Annotated in this window: 14 protein-coding genes; 6 read left to right on the top strand and 8 right to left on the bottom strand. The window is 68.3% G+C overall.

Annotated elements, in window-relative coordinates; translation table 11 throughout:
- Positions 1-26: 26 nt before the first annotated feature.
- Complete coding sequence (gene panB, locus AT701_RS21030; protein ID WP_011729713.1) at positions 27-890, bottom strand: 3-methyl-2-oxobutanoate hydroxymethyltransferase; 864 nt, start codon at positions 888-890, stop codon at positions 27-29.
- 162 nt (positions 891-1,052) lie between these two features.
- Between panB and AT701_RS21025 the strand changes: the two genes are divergently transcribed.
- The 5 genes from AT701_RS21025 to AT701_RS21005 all read left to right on the top strand — a co-directional run bounded on the left by AT701_RS21025 (position 1,053) and on the right by AT701_RS21005 (position 10,087).
- On the top strand, positions 1,053-2,450 hold the full coding sequence (locus AT701_RS21025) for a WS/DGAT/MGAT family O-acyltransferase (RefSeq protein WP_011729712.1): 1,398 nt from the start codon (positions 1,053-1,055) through the stop codon (positions 2,448-2,450).
- Between the two features lie 49 nt (positions 2,451-2,499).
- Complete coding sequence (locus AT701_RS21020; protein WP_029104378.1) at positions 2,500-4,014, top strand: alpha/beta hydrolase; 1,515 nt, start codon at positions 2,500-2,502, stop codon at positions 4,012-4,014.
- 113 nt (positions 4,015-4,127) lie between these two features.
- Entirely contained in the window at positions 4,128-5,645 is a 1,518-nt protein-coding gene (locus AT701_RS21015) for an alpha/beta hydrolase (protein ID WP_223495691.1), read from the top strand.
- A gap of 52 nt (positions 5,646-5,697) precedes the next feature.
- Positions 5,698-7,038: a type I glutamate--ammonia ligase gene (gene glnA / locus AT701_RS21010; RefSeq protein WP_036453368.1), complete on the top strand. Its 1,341-nt coding sequence runs from the start codon at positions 5,698-5,700 to the stop codon at positions 7,036-7,038.
- Positions 7,039-7,087: 49 nt separating this feature from the next.
- Positions 7,088-10,087 (top strand): bifunctional [glutamine synthetase] adenylyltransferase/[glutamine synthetase]-adenylyl-L-tyrosine phosphorylase, encoded by a 3,000-nt coding sequence (locus tag AT701_RS21005; RefSeq protein ID WP_081319541.1) that lies wholly within the window; start codon positions 7,088-7,090, stop codon positions 10,085-10,087.
- A gap of 17 nt (positions 10,088-10,104) precedes the next feature.
- On the opposite strand, the gene AT701_RS21000 is transcribed toward AT701_RS21005, so the two are convergent.
- From AT701_RS21000 to glnA (AT701_RS20990), 3 genes are all read right to left on the bottom strand, one after another.
- Positions 10,105-10,515, bottom strand: a complete 411-nt coding sequence (locus AT701_RS21000) for a DoxX family protein (protein ID WP_003895688.1) — start codon at positions 10,513-10,515, stop codon at positions 10,105-10,107.
- Positions 10,516-10,542: 27 nt separating this feature from the next.
- A complete protein-coding gene (dtd, locus tag AT701_RS20995; RefSeq protein WP_058127691.1) occupies positions 10,543-10,974 on the bottom strand; it encodes a D-aminoacyl-tRNA deacylase in 432 nt (143 codons plus the stop codon).
- A gap of 216 nt (positions 10,975-11,190) precedes the next feature.
- Positions 11,191-12,627, bottom strand: a complete 1,437-nt coding sequence (gene glnA / locus AT701_RS20990) for a type I glutamate--ammonia ligase (RefSeq protein WP_003895686.1) — start codon at positions 12,625-12,627, stop codon at positions 11,191-11,193.
- 197 nt (positions 12,628-12,824) lie between these two features.
- On the opposite strand from glnA (AT701_RS20990), the gene AT701_RS20985 reads away from it, so the two are divergent.
- Positions 12,825-13,322 (top strand): RDD family protein, encoded by a 498-nt coding sequence (locus AT701_RS20985; protein ID WP_014877994.1) that lies wholly within the window; start codon positions 12,825-12,827, stop codon positions 13,320-13,322.
- On the opposite strand, the gene AT701_RS20980 is transcribed toward AT701_RS20985, so the two are convergent.
- Genes AT701_RS20980 through lipB form a run of 4 tightly spaced genes read right to left on the bottom strand, consistent with a single transcriptional unit; the run spans position 13,300 to position 17,534 of the window.
- On the bottom strand, positions 13,300-15,108 hold the full coding sequence (locus tag AT701_RS20980) for an amidohydrolase (RefSeq protein ID WP_058126525.1): 1,809 nt from the start codon (positions 15,106-15,108) through the stop codon (positions 13,300-13,302). The two genes, AT701_RS20985 and AT701_RS20980, sit on opposite strands and share 23 nt — an antisense overlap.
- A gap of 33 nt (positions 15,109-15,141) precedes the next feature.
- Entirely contained in the window at positions 15,142-15,894 is a 753-nt protein-coding gene (locus AT701_RS20975; RefSeq protein WP_003895683.1) for a DUF4191 domain-containing protein, read from the bottom strand.
- A gap of 4 nt (positions 15,895-15,898) precedes the next feature.
- Positions 15,899-16,843, bottom strand: coding sequence for a lipoyl synthase (lipA, locus tag AT701_RS20970; protein ID WP_003895682.1), 945 nt, complete (start codon positions 16,841-16,843; stop codon positions 15,899-15,901).
- Between the two features lie 4 nt (positions 16,844-16,847).
- Positions 16,848-17,534, bottom strand: a complete 687-nt coding sequence (gene lipB, locus AT701_RS20965) for a lipoyl(octanoyl) transferase LipB (RefSeq protein WP_003895681.1) — start codon at positions 17,532-17,534, stop codon at positions 16,848-16,850.
- Between the last annotated feature and the right edge of the window lie 3 nt (positions 17,535-17,537).

Genomic DNA, 17,537 nt, shown 5'->3' with positions numbered 1-17,537 from the left:
ATTTCGTCGTTCTCGAAAGCTTCGGATCAGTAGCTGTGTTCTTCGGCGGGGAACACCCCGGCCGCCACATCATCGGCGAATTGCGTTGCCGCACGGTGCAGTTCGCCACCGACATCGCCGAAGCGACGCACGAACTTGGCGGTCTTGCCGCTCGTGAGACCCGCCATGTCCTGCCACACGAGCACCTGGGCGTCGCAGTTGGGGCCCGCGCCGATACCCACGGTCGGGATCGTGAGCTTGCCGGTGATCTGCGTCGCCAGCTCGGCGGGCACCATCTCCAGCACGACGGCCACCGCACCGGCCTCGGCGACGGCGATTGCGTCGCGGATGGTCTGGTCGGCGGCGTCGCCGCGGCCCTGCACGCGGAAACCGCCGAGGCCGTTGACGCTCTGCGGCGTGAAGCCGATGTGGGCCACCACGGGGATGCCGGCCCTGGACAGCGTCGCGATCTGATCAGCGACACGCTCACCGCCCTCGAGTTTGACCGCGTGCACACCGGCTTCCTTCATGAAGCGGGTGGCGGTCGCGAGCGCCTGGCTGGGGCCGTCCTCATAGCTGCCGAACGGCAGATCGCCGATCACCAGAGCATGCGGGGCGCCCTTGACCACGGCGCGCGCCAACGGGATCAGTTCGTCGATGGAGATCGGCACCGTGGTGTCGTAGCCGTAGACGACGTTTGCCGCCGAGTCACCCACCAGGAGCACCGGAATGCCTGCGTCGTCGAAGACCCGGGCGCTGGAGTAGTCGTAGCAGGTGAGCATCGCCCACTTGTGGCCCTCGGCCTTCCACTTCTGCAAGGTCAGGGTCCGCACCTTGGTGCGCTGGGCGGGTTTGGTGTCCACAACACTCTGGGAGGTGTTTGCAGCACCATAAATTGGTTGTTCAGACATCGTTGTCCCTCAATAGACGGTCGTATCGAATCCTCGAGGCCGATCTGTCGGTCCCCGGGTTCGCCTGACAAGGGCAAGTCTGCCACTCGGTGGTGTGCAAGGTAAAAGCCTTGTTAAGTGGATTTCCTCACAGTTGCCGTTTGCTTACCTACCATTCACGGCATGCAACGGCTCAGCGGACTCGACGCCAGCTTCCTGTATCTCGAAACCGCGGCGCAGCCGATGCACGTGTGCTCGGTGCTCGAACTCGACACCTCGACCATGCCCGGGGGTTACACGTTCGACCGCCTGCGCGACGCGCTTTCCCTGCGCATCAAGGCCATGCCCGAGTTCCGGGAGAAACTCGCTGACAGCCGTTTCAACCTCGACCATCCGGTTTGGGTGGAGGACAACGACTTTGACGTCGACCGCCACCTGCACCGCATCGGCCTGCCCGGGCCGGGCGGACGCGCCGAACTCGCCGAGATCTGCGGTCACATCGCGTCGCTGCCGCTGGACCGCAGCCGTCCGCTGTGGGAGATGTGGGTGATCGAGAACGTCGCGGGCACCGACGCGCACGCCGGCGGGCGGCTGGCGCTCATGACCAAGGTGCACCACGCCAGCGTCGACGGCGTGACCGGGGCGAATCTGCTCTCGCAGCTGTGCACCACCGAACCCGACGCGCCGCCGCCCGATCCGGTCGACGGCCCGGGCGGCGGCACCGGCCTGGAGATCGCGGTCAACGGCGCGGTGCGGTTCGCCACCAGGCCGCTGCGGCTGGTCAACGTCGTGCCGAGCACGCTGAACACCGTCGTCGACACCGTGCGGCGGGCCCGCAACGGCAGGACCATGGCCGCTCCGTTCGCCGCGCCGAGAACCGCGTTCAACGCCAACATCACCGGGCACCGCAACATCGCGTTCGCGCAGCTCGACCTCGAGGACATCAAGACCGTCAAGAACCACTTCGACGTCAAGGTCAACGACGTCGTGATGGCGCTGGTGTCCGGCGTGCTGCGCACGTTCCTGTCGCATCGCGACGAACTGCCCGACAACTCGCTGGTCGCGATGGTGCCGGTGTCGGTGCACGACCGCTCCGACCGCCCGGGACGCAACCAGGTCTCGGGGATGTTCTCGCCCCTGCAGACCCACATCGCCGATCCGGCCGAACGGCTGCGCGCCATCGCCGAGGCCAACGCCGTCGCCAAACAACACAGCTCGGCGATCGGCGCGACCCTGCTGCAGGACTGGACGCAGTTCGCCGCGCCCGCGGTGTTCGGCACCGCGATGCGCGTGTACGCGGCCAGCAGGCTCTCGGGTGCCAAGCCCGTCCACAACCTCGTCGTCTCGAACGTGCCGGGCCCGCAGGTGCCGCTGTACTTTTTGGGCGCCGAGGTCAAGGCGATGTATCCGCTGGGGCCGATCTTCCACGGCTCGGGCCTCAACATCACGGTGATGTCGCTGACCGGCAAACTCGACGTCGGCATCATCTCGTGCCCCGAGTTGCTGCCGGACCTGTGGGACATGGCCGACGACTTCGCGGTTGCGCTCGACGAGCTGCTGGACGCCACGAAACGCGCCTAGCCTGCACCGATACCGGAGCAGGTGGTTCGTCATGGCAGCATGTGGAGCCATGAAGGTCAGGTTCGGGCTCGGCGCGCTGCTGGCGGTGACGGTGCTGGCGGCAGGAGGCTGCAGCCAGGTGATCGACGGGCGGGCGATCGTCGCGGTGCCCCGCCCGGGCACGCCGGTGCAGTGGCTGCCGTGCAACGGCGGCGCGGGCAACCAGACGCCCATTCCCGACAGCGCCGAATGCGGCATGTTGTCGGTGCCCGTCGACTACTCCAAGCCTGACGGCGACGTCGCCCGCCTGGCGATGATCCGGTTCCCCGCGACCGGCGACCGGATCGGCTCGCTGGTGATCAACCCCGGCGGTCCCGGCGAATCCGGTGTCGAGTCGGCGCTGTCGCTGCTGCCCAGCCTGCCGCAGGAGGTCAAGGAACGTTTCGACATCGTCGGGTTCGACCCGCGCGGTGTCGCGTCGTCGAGCCCCGCGGTGTGGTGCAACTCCGACGCCGACAACGACCGGCTGCGCGCCGACCCGACGGTCGAGTACACGCCCGAAGGTGTGGCCCACCTGGAAGCCGAGACCAAGGCGTTCGTCCAGCGCTGCGTCGACAAGATGGGCACGGAATTCCTGGCCAACGTGGGCACCGAGAACGTCGCCAAGGACCTCGACGCGATCCGGGCCGCCCTCGGCGACGACAAGCTGACCTACCTCGGCTACTCGTACGGCACCCGGATCGGCGCCACCTACGCGGAGCAGTTCCCCGACAAGGTCCGCGCGATGATCCTCGACGGCGCCATCGACCCCAACGCCGATCCGGTCGAGGAGAGCATCCGTCAGGCCGCGGCGTTCCAGAAGGCCTTCGACGACTACGCCGCCGACTGCGCCAAGAGCCCCGACTGCCCACTGGGCACCGACCCGGCCAAGGCCGTCGACGTCTACAAGAGCATCATCGACCCGCTCGTCGAGAACCCCGCCAAGACCCGCGACGGGCGCGGCCTGAGCTACAGCGACGCGACCGTCGGCACCATCCTGCCGCTGTACTCGCCGAACCTGTGGCGTCACCTCACCGACGCGCTCACCGCGCTGAAGAAGGGCGACGGCAACCTCATGCTCGCGCTCGCCGACCTCTACATGGGCCGGGATGCCAAGGGCCACTACAACAATTCGACCGACGTGCGGGTCGCGGTGAACTGCATGGACAAACCCGCCATCAAGGACAAGGCCACGGTCGTCGAGCAGGACAAGCGCCTGCGTGAGGTCGCGCCGTTCATGAGCTACGGCGAGTTCACCGGCGACGCGCCGCTGGGAACCTGCGCGTTCTGGCCCGTGCCACCGACGAGCGAACCGCACGAACTCAAGGTCGAGGGGCTGCCGCCGATCCTGGTGGTCTCGACCACCAACGACCCGGCCACGCCGTATCAGGCCGGTGTGGACCTCGCGCGCCAACTCGGCGGCACGCTGGTCACTTTCGAGGGCACCCAGCACACCGTGGTGTTCCAGGGCAACAAGTGCGTCGACGACGTCGCCGCCACCTACCTGATCGACGTCGAGGTGCCCCCAGCGGACACCCGGTGCTGACCGGCGGACATCACCGAACGGTTGCCGGCCGATCTCCGGTCGGACTCAGCGCAAGACCCCGCGGTGCCGCACGTGCGACGATGTCAGCCGTGCGGAGGGCGGGCAGGCTGGCGATGACGGTTGGGCTCGTGCTGCCCGCGCTGATGACTGCGCTGGTCACATTCGGCATCCCGGTCGCGTCGGCCACACCCGAGGGGGATGCGGCGACCCCGTTCGCCGCGCCGCCGGTGTGGGGCGGATGCGCGCAGTGGGTGGCCGACCCGGCCCGCATCCCCACCGCGCAGTGCGGCACACTGGCCGTCCCCGTCGACTGGAACAACCCGGATCCGCAAGGCGCACAAGCACAACTGGCCGTCATCCGCGTCCCGGCCAGCGGGGACCGCATCGGCGCGCTTTTCGTCAACCCGGGCGGCCCCGGCGCCTCGGCCGTCGACACCGTCGCCGGGATGGGCGCGGCGCTGGCGGGCACCGAGATCGGGCAGCGGTTCGACCTCGTCGGCTTCGACCCGCGCGGCGTGGGGCATTCGACGCCAGAACTGCGGTGCCGCACCGACGCCGAATTCGACGCGTACCGACGCGAACCCATGGCCGACTACAGCCCGGCCGGCGTCGCGCACATCGAGAGCCTGTACCAGCAGCTCGCGCAGCAGTGCCTCGACCGCATGGGCGCACCGTTCCTCGCGAACATCGGCACCGCGTCGGCCGTGCGTGACATGGACGCCGTGCGCGCGGCGCTCGGCGAGCACCAGATCAGCTATCTGGGTTTCTCGTACGGCACCGAACTCGGATCGGCCTACGCCGAGGCGTATCCCGACCGTGTGCGCGCCATGGTGCTCGACGGCGCGATCGATCCCGCGCTGAACCCGATCGACAAGACCATCCGCCAGATGGCGAGCTTCCAGAAGGCGTTCGACGCCTACGCCGCCGACTGCGGCAAGCTCGTGGGCTGTCCGTTGGGCAACGACCCCGCGCAGTACGTGAACCGCTTCCACCAACTCGTCGACCCGTTGGTGGCCCGGCCTGGCGCGACGTCGGACCCGCGCGGGCTGAGCTACCAGGACGCCATCACCGGCACGGGCAACGCGCTGTACTCGCCGCGGTACTGGCCGTTTCTGACCAGCGGCCTGCTCGGCCTCGAACGCGGCACCGACGCGGAGGACCTGCTGCTGCTGGCCGACGACTACCAGCACCGTGACCGGAACGGCCACTACCAGAACATGCAGGACGCCTTCACCGCGATCCGCTGCGTCGACGATGTGTATCCGACCGATCCGGCGGTGTGGGCCGAGGCCGACCGCCAGATCCGTGAGGTCGCGCCGTTCTTCGCCTACGGCGGGTTCACCGGGTTCGCACCGCGCGACGTGTGCGCGTTCTGGCCCGTGCCCGCGACGTCGACCGCGCGCCCGGTCACCGGGCCCGGACCCGGCAAGGTGGTCGTGGTGTCGACCACGGGGGACCCGGCGACGCCGTACCAGGCCGGTGTGGACCTCGCCCGGCAAATGGGCGCGGCCCTGATCAGTTTCGACGGTGCGCAGCACACCGTGGTGTTCAACGGAGATGCCTGCGTCGACACCGCGGTGTTGCGCTTCCTGACCGATCTGCAGTCGCCCCCGGGCAACCTTGCCTGCTAGCTCTTGCACCCCCGTAACACAGATTTAACAGCCGGTGCATACGCTGCGGAGCATGGACCGGCAGAAGGAATTCGTGCTGCGCACGTTGGAGGAACGCGACATTCGTTTCGTTCGGTTGTGGTTCACCGACGTGCTCGGTTACCTCAAGTCGGTCGCGATCGCGCCCGCCGAACTCGAGGGGGCGTTCGAAGAGGGCATCGGTTTCGACGGCTCCTCGATCGAGGGGTTCGCGCGCGTCTTCGAATCCGACACCGTCGCCCGGCCTGACCCGTCGACGTTCCAGGTGCTGCCGTGGAAGACCAGCGACGGCAACCACTACTCGGCGCGCATGTTCTGCGACATCACCATGCCCGACGGTTCGCCGTCGTGGGCCGACTCGCGCCACGTGCTGCGCCGCCAGCTGGCCAAGGCCAGCGATCTCGGGTTCACGTGCTACGTGCACCCCGAGATCGAGTTCTTCCTCCTCAAGCCCGGCCCCAACGACGGCACCCCGCCCGAGCCCGCCGACAACGGCGGCTACTTCGATCAGGCCGTGCACGACGCGGCGCCCAACTTCCGACGCCATGCCATTGAGGCCCTTGAGCAGATGGGCATCTCGGTCGAGTTCAGCCATCACGAGGGCGCACCCGGCCAGCAGGAGATCGACCTGCGCTACGCCGACGCGCTGTCGATGGCCGACAACGTCATGACGTTCCGCTACCTGGTCAAGGAAGTGGCACTGGCCGACGGTGTCCGGGCGTCGTTCATGCCCAAGCCGTTCGCCGAGCATCCGGGCTCGGCCATGCACACCCACATGAGCCTGTTCGAGGGCGACACCAACGCCTTCCACAGCCCCGACGATCCGCTGCAGCTCTCCGACGTCGCCAAGTCGTTCATCGCGGGCATCCTCGAACACGCCAACGAGATCAGCGCCGTCACCAACCAGTGGGTGAACTCCTACAAGCGCCTGGTGCACGGCGGCGAGGCGCCCACCGCGGCGTCGTGGGGTGCGGCCAACCGCTCGGCGCTGGTGCGGGTGCCGATGTACACGCCGCACAAGGTGTCGTCACGACGCGTCGAGGTGCGCAGCCCTGACTCGGCGTGCAACCCGTACCTGACGTTCGCGGTGCTGCTGGCCGCGGGCCTGCGTGGCGTCGAGAAGGGCTACGTGCTGGGCCCCCAGGCCGAGGACAACGTGTGGAGCCTGACGCCCGAGGAACGCCGCGCCATGGGCTACCGCGAACTGCCGACCAGCCTGGGCAACGCCCTGGAGGCCATGGAGAACTCTGAACTGGTCGCAGAAGCGTTGGGGGAGCACGTGTTCGACTACTTCCTGCGCAACAAGCGCAGCGAGTGGGAGAACTACCGCAGCCACGTCACGCCGTACGAGCTCAAGAACTACCTGTCGCTGTAGCGTCCGCGGTCGGGGTCGTGCCGGGCGTGGTGCCCGGTGCGATACCGTCGTGGACGTGCGAAAGCCCGCCACCGAACGCCCGAGGCTGCCCAGTGTCGGCCGGCTCGGGCTGTTCGATCCGCATGCACCCGCTCATCTCGATCAGCTCGGCTGGAACACCGACGACCACGTCGAACTGCTGTGGTCGCTGTCGCGGGCCCCGGACGCCGACGCGGCGCTGCTGGCCATGGTGCGCCTCGCCGACGAGCTCAAGGTCGACTGGGACGAACTCAACCGGCTGCTGCTCACCGACCGCCCGCTGCGGGGCCGGTTGTTCGCCGTGCTCGGCTCGTCGCTGGCGCTGGGTGACCACCTGGTGGCCCACCCGCAGTCCTGGCGCCTGCTGCACGGCGACGTCACGCTTCCGTCCGCGGGTGAACTCCGCGAGACGTTCGACGACGCGGCGAAAAGCGTCGACATCGAGCGCGGCGCCAGCGCCGCGGTCCCGCCGCTGCGCGACCTCTACCGCGACCGTCTGCTGGTGCTCGCAGCCCTCGACGTCGCCTCGACCGTCGAGAACGAACCGGTACTGCCGTTTGTCACCGTCTCCTCGCACCTGTCCGACCTGGCCGACGCCGCGCTGAGCGCCGCGCTGATCGTGGCCACCCGCACGGTGTGCGGCGATCTGGATCCGCGACTCGCGGTCATCGCGATGGGCAAGTGCGGCGCGCGCGAGCTCAACTACGTCAGCGACGTCGACGTCATCTTCGTGGGTGAGGACATCGAAAAGCACGGCCGCAGCGACAATCTCGCGACCGCCACGCGCGTGGCCGGCGAGATGATGCGGTTCGCCGGCGACGCGTTCTTCGAGGTCGACGCCGCGCTGCGGCCGGAAGGCAAACGGGGCCAACTGGTTCGCACGCTGGACTCGCACGTCGCCTACTACCGGCGGTGGGCCAAGACGTGGGAGTTCCAGGCGCTGCTCAAGGCGCGGCCCGCCGCGGGTGATCCCGAGCTGGGTCAGGCCTACATCGACGCGCTGATGCCCATGGTGTGGACTGCCTGCGAGCGTGAGGATTTCGTTCCCGAGGTGCAGGCCATGCGCCGCCGCGTCGAGGAACTCGTGCCCGCCGACGTGCGGTCGCGCGAGATCAAGCTCGGCACCGGTGGCCTGCGCGACGTCGAATTCGCCGTCCAGCTGCTGCAATTGGTGCACGGCCGCACCGACGAGTCGCTGCACGTGGCGTCGACGGTCGACGCGCTGGCCGCACTCGGCGAGGGCGGCTACGTCGGCCGCGACGACGCCGCCAACATGACCGCGTCGTACGAGTTCCTGAGGTTGCTCGAACACCGCCTGCAGTTGCAACGGCTCAAGCGCACCCACATGCTGCCCGACGACAGCGATGACGAGGCCTACCGGTGGCTGGCACGGGCCGCGCACATCCGGCCCGACGGCACACACGATGCGCAGGGCGTGCTGCGCGAGGAACTCAAGCGGCAGAGCCTGCGGGTGTCGCGGTTGCACGCCAAGCTCTTCTACCAGCCGCTGCTGGAATCGGTGGGGCGCACCGCACTCGGCATCGGCGAGGGCATGAGCGCCGAGGCGGCCGAACGGCAGTTGGCCGCACTGGGTTACGAGCGCCCGCAGAGCGCGCTGACCCATCTCGCGGCGCTCACCGGAGCCACCGGACGCAAGGGCCGCATCCAGCAGATCCTGCTGCCCACGCTGCTCGACTGGCTGTCCGACACCCCCGACCCGGACGCGGGCCTGCTGGCCTACCGTCGCCTGAGCGACGAACACTCCGATCTGCGTTGGTTTCTCGGCACGCTGCGCGACGAGGGCGCGGTGGCCAAGCGGCTCATGCGGGTGCTGGGCACCTCGGCGTACATCCCCGAGCTGTTGATGCGCGCCCCCGAGGTCATCCAGATGTACGCCGACGGCCCGACCGGGCCGAAACTGCTTGAGGACGACCGGGAGAGCCGGGCGCGGGCGCTGGTGGCGTCGGCGAGCAGGTATGCCGATCCGGTGCGGGCGATCGCGGCCGCGCGCACGCTGCGCCGCCGTGAACTTGCGCGGATCGCGTCGGCCGACGTGCTGGGCATGCTCGACGTGACCGACGTGTGCAAGTCACTGACCGCGGTGTGGGTCGCGGTGCTCCAGGCCGCGCTGGACGTCGTGATCCGGGCCAACACGCCGGATTCCGGTGTGCCGGCACGGATCGCGGTGATCGGCATGGGCCGGCTGGGCGGCGGCGAGCTGGGGTACGGCTCCGACGCCGACGTGATGTTCGTATGCGAGCCCAATTCCGGTGTCGAGGAATCGGTTGCGGTGCGGTGGTCGGTGGGCGTGGCCGAACAGGTGCGCGCCCTGCTGGGGACACCGAGCGCCGATCCGCCGCTTGAGGTCGACACCGGGCTGCGCCCCGAGGGCCGCAGCGGGCCGCTGGTGCGCACCCTCGCCTCGTACGACGCGTACTACTCACAGTGGGCGCAGCCGTGGGAGATCCAGGCGCTTCTGCGCGCGCACCGCGTCGCGGGCGATCTCGAGCTCGGTGAGCGGTTCCTGCTCATGGCAGACAAGATCCGCTACCCCGAGGGCGGGGTGTCGGCCTCGGCGGTCCAGGAGATCCGCCGCATCAAGGCGCGGGTGGACGCCGAGCGCCTGCCGCGCGGCGCCGACCCGAACACACACACCAAGCTGGGCCGCGGCGGGCTCGCCGACATCGAGTGGACCGTGCAGCTGCTGCAGCTGCGGTACGCGCACAAAGTGCCTGCGCTGCACAACACCTCGACGCTGGAGGCCCTCAACGCGATCGGCGCGGCCGAACTGGTCGCCGAAGGCGATGTCGAACTGCTGCGCGAGGCGTGGCTGACCGCGACCCGCGCACGCAACGCCCTGGTGCTGGTGCGCGGCAAGCCCACCGATCAGCTTCCCGGCCCGGGTCGCCAGCTCAATGCGGTGGCGCTGGCCGCCGGATGGGGCAGCGATGACGGCGGCGAGTTCCTCGACAACTACCTGCGCGTGACGCGGCGGGCAAAGGCGGTCGTCCGCAAGATTTTCGGCGGGTAGGTTTCAGCGTTTGACGTCTAGCGTTTCGCGCGCGCCGCGTCGAGCGCGAACGCACCGCCGCCGATCGCGAACAGCAGCAGGAAGCCGAAGCAGAACAGCACGGTGGGTTCACCGCCGTTCTCCAGCGGTAGCAAGCCCTTTGGCTGATGCTGCCAGAAGTAGGCGACCGCCATGTGGCCGCTGGCGATGAACGCCGCGATGCGCGTGAACAGGCCGACCATGATGAGCAGGCCGAGGACCAGCTCGATCACACCGGCGTACCAGTACGGCCATGTGCCGACGGGTACGGCGCCGCTGCCCGAATCGACGGGCCAGGCGAAGAGTTTCGACGCGCCGTGCACGGCGAACAGGAAACCGAACACGATGCGGAAGATCGCGACAACGACGGGGGAGTAGGTGGCGAGCCGGGTGTCCAGATTGGTCGTCATGATCAGACCATACGCGCAGGGCGGAGCCTACAACTCCAGCAACACTGTCACCGGCCCATCGTTGACCAGCTCGACTTCCATGTGCGCACCGAAAACCCCCGTCTCCACGGTGGCTCCGAGGCGTCGCAGTGCCTCGGTGAACTCGGTGACCAGCGGCTCGGCAACCGGGCCGGGTGCCGCGGCGTTCCACGACGGGCGCCTGCCCTTGTCGGTGTTGGCGTACAGAGTGAACTGGCTGATCACCAGGATCGGCGCCGCCACATCCGAAGCCGAGTGTTCGTCGTCGAGAATCCTCAACTTCCACAGCTTTTCGGCCAACCGCTGTGCCTTGGCGGCGTCGTCGTCATGCGTGACACCGACGAGGGCCAAAAGCCCTTGTGGCTGCGGGTCGATCGCACCGACCACCTCACCGTCGACCGTGACCTGCGCGCGTGACACCCGCTGAACCAGAACCCGCATGAATGTCATTGTCCCGTGCGGGGGCGTCGATTACTGCACCAGGGTTGTGCGCGCGCCGAGATCGCAGCCCTGGTGCAGAACTCGGCGCTACGCAAAAGGCCGGGCGCGCAATGCGCCCGGCCTTTTTGTGTCTACGTCGACTTACACGTCGCGTCGGCGAGCCGACTTACACGTCGCGTCGGCGAGCCGACTTACACGTCGCGTCGGCGAGCCGACTTACACGTCGTAGTAGAGCGAGAACTCGTACGGGTGAGGACGGATCTGGATCGGCATGATCTCGTTCTCACGCTTGTAGGAGATCCAGGTCTCGATCAGATCCTCGGTGAACACGCCACCCTCGGTGAGGTATTCGTGATCCTCTTCGAGCTTGTCGATCACCGCGGAGAGCGAGGTGGGCGCCTGCGGGATCGCGGCGGCCTCGTCCGGCGGCAGCTCGTAGAGGTCCTTGTCGACCGGCTGCAGCGGCTCGATCTTCTTCTTGATGCCGTCGATGCCCGCCATGAGCATGGCCGCGAACGCCAGGTACGGGTTGCCCGAGCTGTCCGGGCAACGGAACTCGAGGCGCTTGGCCTTCGGGTTGTTGCCGGTGATCGGGATACGCACGCACGCCGAGCGGTTGCGCTGGCTGTACACCAGGTTGATCGGGGCCTCGTAGCCGGGCACCAGACGCTTGTAGGAGTTCACCGTCGGGTTGGTGAACGCCAGCAGCGACGGCGCGTGGTGCAGGATGCCGCCGATGTAGTGACGGGCGATGTCCGACAGACCGGCGTAACCGGACTCGTCGTGGAACAGCGGCTGGCCGTCCTTCCACAGCGACTGGTGGGCGTGCATGCCCGAACCGTTGTCGCCGAACAGCGGCTTCGGCATGAAGGTGACGGTCTTGCCGGCCTGCCATGCGGTGTTCTTGATGATGTACTTGAACAGCAGCACATCGTCGGCCGCGGCCAGCAGCGTGTTGAACTTGTAGTTGATCTCGGCCTGACCGGCGGTGCCCACCTCGTGGTGACCGCGTTCGAGGGTGAAGCCGGCGTTCTGCAGGTTGGTGGCCATCTGGTCGCGCAGGTCGACGTAGTGGTCGTAGGGCGCGACGGGGAAGTAGCCGCCCTTGGGACGGACCTTGTAGCCACGGTTGGCGCTGCCGTCGGACTCGAAGGGCTCACCGGTGTTCCACCAGCCCGACTCCGAGTCGACCTCGTAGAACGTGCCGTTGATCTTGGAGTCGAAGCTCACCGAGTCGAAGATGTAGAACTCGGCCTCGGCGCCGAAGAACGCGGTGTCGGCGATGCCGGTGCTGGCCAGGTAGTTCTCGGCCTTGCGGGCGACGTTGCGGGGGTCGCGGGAGTACGCCTCGCGCGTGAACGGATCGTGGACGAAGAAGTTCATGTTGAGCGTCTTCGCCGCCCGGAACGGGTCGATGCGCGCGGTGTTGGGATCGGGCAGCAGCATCATGTCGGATTCGTGGATCGACTGGAACCCACGCACCGAAGAGCCGTCGAATGCAAGCCCGTCCTCGAAGACGCTTTCATCGAACGCCGACGCCGGGATCGAGAAGTGCTGGACGACGCCGGGCAGATCACAGAAGCGAATGTCGACGTACTCGACGTTTTCGTCCTTGATCAGCTTGAAGATGTCGTCGGACGTCTTTTCTGCCACTGAGTGTTCTCCTTTACTGGTAACCCGCGCGTTGACGCTAAGGACACGATGTTGCGCAGTCGTCAACCCGATGTTGCGCCGACGTTACGCAATCGGTTTGAGCGTGTCCGCCGGTGAACTCCAGCACACATCGGTGTGAACCGCGTCGCGACGTGGCACCCGGCGGCCGGACATCCGCACGCGCCTATCCTGACATCATGGCCCGCACAAACGGCTCCCGGTTGGGATCCTGGCTATCCGGTCCCGGTCCGTTCGATGCCGGCGACGGATCCGATGGCAACGATCGCAGAGGCAAGTACCCAGGTGAGCGGTTGGGATTGCCCGAGGACGGCCCCGGATCGATCGCGCGGACGGGCCGGCGCCTCGGCGCACTGATCGTGGACTGGTTGATCGCGTACGGGCTGGCCGCGCTGCTGATGACGTTCGGCGTGATCTCGTTCCCGCTGCTGTCCACCGCGGTGCTGGTGATCTGGATGGTGATCGGCACGCTCGCGGTGCGGTTGTTCTCGTTCACGCCCGGGCAGTACGTGCTGGGCCTCGTGGTGGTGCCCGCCGACGGGCGAGACGGCATCGGCATAGTCCGCGCGTTCATCCGCGTGCTGCTGATCGCGCTGCTCATCCCGCCGCTGGTGTCCGACAGCGACCTGCGCGGCCTGCACGACCGCGCGAGCTTCACCGCGGTGCTGCGTCGCTGACGCGCGACGTATCGTGCCGAATCCGGCCGTCCATCATGGTCAGGACGACCTCGGCGGTGTGGATGTCGTGCGGATCGATCTTGAAGATGTCGGTGTCGAGCACGATGAGATCCGCGCGCTTGCCCACTTCGACCGAACCGACGACGTCGTCGAGCCGTAGCTGGTAGGCCGCCCCGAGGGTGTTGGCGTGCACGGCCTCGGCCACCGACAACCGCTGGTCGGCGGGGGAGAGCACCGGCGCGTGCGCATCGCCGATCAGTTGGCGCGTGACCGCGATCTCGATGGCGTCGAGCGGCTTGTGAGTGGAGAAGTATCCGGCGGCGGGCCAGTCGGTGCCCAGCGAGATGCGGCCACCGGCCCGCAGGATGTCCCGCGCGCGGTAGAGGTGGTCCTTGCGGGGCGATCCGTAGCGCGCGGCCATGTTCTGCACGGTGTCGGGGTCGGCGGAGAACCAGTTTGCCGAGAACTGCGCGACGACGCCGAGTTCGGCGAACCGGGCCGCGTCGGCGTCGTCGACGAACACCAGGTGGGCGATGGTGTGCCGGCGGTCGCGTGGCCCATTGACCGCGACCGCGCGCTCGATGGCGTCGAGCGCCACGCGCGCAGTGCACTCACCGCACGCGTGGACGTGCACGTTTACGCCTGCCGCGTCGAACAGGCCGATCATCTCGTGCCACTGCTCCTCGGTGAACGGTGAGCTGCCCGTGGAGTCCGGCCTGTCGGCGTACGGTTCGATCAGCCACGCCGTGTAACCGCCCTGCGTCCCGTCGCCGACGATCTTGAGGACATCGACGTTCACCAGGTCCGTGCCGACGCTGTCGCGGGCGGCCCGGAACTGCGCCAGGACGTCCTCGAAGCGCCCGCCGGGCGGCGGCGACTTGATCGCGTACGACGCCACGACCCGGAACGGCAGCGCGCCGGCCTCGTCGAGATCGGCGTAGAGCGCGATCATCGCGGCCTGATCACCGCCCACCGGCGGCACCCCGGCGTCGAAGACCGTGGTGATGCCCGCCGCGGCCGCCGCAGGCAGCCACCCTTCGAGCATGCGACGCATGCCCGGTGCCGAGATCGGTTCGACGGCGTCGACCAGCCCCAGCACCGCGTTGACCTCCAGCACGTAGCCCGTCGGCTCGCCGTCGGCATCGCGCTGGAAGTAACTGAACCCGGGGACCGGATCAGGGGTGTCCCGGTCGATGCCGGCCATCTGCAGTGCCGCGGTGTTGGCCCACATGCTGTGCGCGTCGATCGCGAAGAACAAACCGGGGCGGTCGGGCAGCACCCGGTCCAGATCGGCACGTGACGGACCGTCGGGCCCGAACATGTCCACACGCCAGCCGAAGCCGCGCACGACACCCTCGGGGTGCTGCTCGGCGTGGGCTGCGATGGCCGCGAGCGCATCGTCCTTGGTGGGCACCTGCAGGTCGACGCCGTGGCTCAGGAAGGCGCCGAGCATCGGATGGGTATGGCCTTCGACGAAGCCCGGCATGAGCAGCCTGCCGCCGAGGTCGATGACGCGCGTGCGCGGTCCGGCGGCGCTGAGCACCTCGGCAGTGCGCCCGACATGCGTGATGGTGTTGCCGCGAATTGCGACAGCCTCGGCCCATGGCGACGGGCCTGCCACGGTGTGGACGCGCCCGTTGGTGAAGACGAAGTCGGCCGGAGCGTCGGCGCTGCCGGTCCGGTGCGCGGTGGCCTCGGGGGAGCGCCGCGGGGGTTTACGCGTGGGTGCTGGCCCGTCCGCGTCGGGCCGGGTGAAGTGGGGCGCCCACTCGCATGCGGTACACACCCGACAGATTGTCGGTTACGTCAACCGCTGAACTCAGCGACGACGCGCCGTGCGCTGCACCCCGCGCATCTTGGCGGCCTGCGGCAGCGGACCCTTCGGGACCGCGGCCGGACCGACCTTGGTGCCCAGCGCGGCCAGCCGCGACTCGATCGCGTCCATCTGCTTGACGGTTATGTTGGCGGGCAGCTTGTTGAGGTGGCGCTCCAGTTTGGCCAGCGGCACCTCACCCTCGCCGTTGCCGACGATGATGTCGTAGATCGGGGTCTCGCCGACCAGGCGCGCGGTGCGCTTCTTCTCCTGCGCGAGCAGCGGCTTGACCCGGTTGGGGGCGCCCTCGCCGACGAAGATCACACCGGGCCTGCCGATGACGCGGTGCACGGCGTCGAAGTGGCCGGTGGCCGCGACGCCCGGCGTCACGCGCCACTTGCCGCGCAGGTTGTCCAGCGCCCAGGCCGCGGCGCCGGTCTGACCCTCGGCCTTGCGGTACACGGACTTCTGCGCGCGCCGGCCGAAGATGATGAACGCGACCAGCGCGCCGAGCACCACGCCGAGCGGGATCAGTGTGAACTTCGTGAAACCGCCGATGAGCAGGCCTGCGACCACCGCGATCGCGACGATCAGCACAAAAGCGCCCGCCATGTACGGCACGAGCCGCTTGTCTTCTTTGCGCTGGATCTGGAACGCCTGCCACAACTGGCTGCGGCGCTGCTTGGAGGCCTCCTTGCGGGCTGCCTTCGCCGCGGCCTTCGCAGCTTTCGTCTCAGCGGTGTTGCGCGTCTTCGCCATTACTTCAGGATACGGGGGGCTGATCTGCGAATCGCACCCGTGCGGCCTGTGCGTAGAGCTTGCCCGCGCGGTAGGACGACCGCACGAGTGGCCCGGCCAACACTCCGGCGAATCCGAGACCCTCGGCATAGGCCGAGAGCTCGACGAATTCGTCGGGGTGCACCCACCGCTCCACGGGGTGGTGGCGCGGCGACGGGCGCAGGTACTGCGTGATGGTGATGATGTCGCAGCCGGCGTCGTGCAGGTCACGCAGCGCGGTGCGCACCTCGTCGATGGTCTCGCCCATGCCGAGGATCAGGTTGGACTTGGTGACCAGACCGAAGTTGCGGGCCGCGGTGATCACCGCGAGGCTACGGTCGTAACGGAACGCCGGGCGAATCCGCTTGAAGATGCGCGGCACCGTTTCGACGTTGTGCGCCAACACTTCCGGACGCGACTCGAAAACTTCCTCGAGCTGCTCGGGGTTGCCGTTGAAGTCGGGGATCAGAAGTTCGACGCCCGTGTTGGGGTTGAGACGCTTGATGAAGCGCACAGTCTCGGCGTACAACCAGGCGCCGCCGTCGGGCAGGTCGTCGCGCGCCACGCCCGTGACCGTCGAGTACCGCAGACCCATGGCCTGCACGCTCTCGGCGACCCGGCGCGGTTCGTCACGGTCCAGGTCGGCCGGCTTGCCGGTGTCGATCTGGCAGAAGTCACAACGCCGCGTGCACTGTTCACCGCCGATGAGGAACGTGGCCTCGCGGTCCTCCCAGCATTCGAAGATGTTGGGGCAGCCGGCCTCTTCACAGACCGTGTGCAGACCCTCGCGCCGCACCAGACCCTTGAGCTCGGTGTACTCCGGGCCCATCTTGGCGCGGGTCTTGATCCACGGTGGCTTGCGCTCGATGGGGGTCTGCGCGTTGCGGACCTCCAGTCGCAGCAGCTTGCGTCCCTCTGGCACGACAGTCACAGATTCATCCTACGTTCAGGGTTTCGTGGTGGCCGACCGGCAAACGGCCGTCGAGTGCGTCGCACACCGCGGCGGCGACCCGGTCGGCGACCTCGTCGACGGTGACGCGGCGGCCGAGTTCCGCGGTCAAGGACGTCACCCCGGCGTCGGTGATGCCGCACGGGATGATCGAGGAGAACGCCGACAGGTCGCAGTCGCAGTTGAGCGCGAACCCGTGCAGCGTCGTCGCGCGCGAGACGCGGATGCCGATCGCGCCGATCTTGCGCGCGGGCCGCAGGTCGTCGGCAGGCACCCACACGCCCGAGCGCCCCTCGACGCGTTCGGTGTGCAGCCCGAGCTCGGCGCACACCGTGATGAGTGATTCTTCAAGGCGCCGAACGAAGTTCACGACGTCCAGCGGCTCGGTGAGCCCGATGATGGGGTAGCCGACCAGCTGGCCGGGGCCATGCCAGGTGATCTTGCCGCCGCGGTCGGTGTCCACCACGGGCGTCCCGTCGAGCGGACGCTCGTGCGGTTCGGTGCGTTTACCCGCGGTGTAGACCGGCGGATGCTCCAGCAGCAGCAGGGTGTCGGGGCCGCCCGCCACCCTGGCGTCGGCGGTCTCGCGTTGCAGCTGCCACGCGGAGGTGTAGTCGAGCGTGCCGAGGCGGCGCACCTCGACCGGCGTGCTGGCCGAACGGATCGATGTCACGGG

The organism is Mycolicibacterium smegmatis (assembly GCF_001457595.1).
In the GTDB taxonomy this organism is placed as follows: Bacteria; Actinomycetota; Actinomycetes; order Mycobacteriales; family Mycobacteriaceae; genus Mycobacterium; species Mycobacterium smegmatis.
This window is presented reverse-complemented; position numbering and strand designations above follow the sequence as displayed.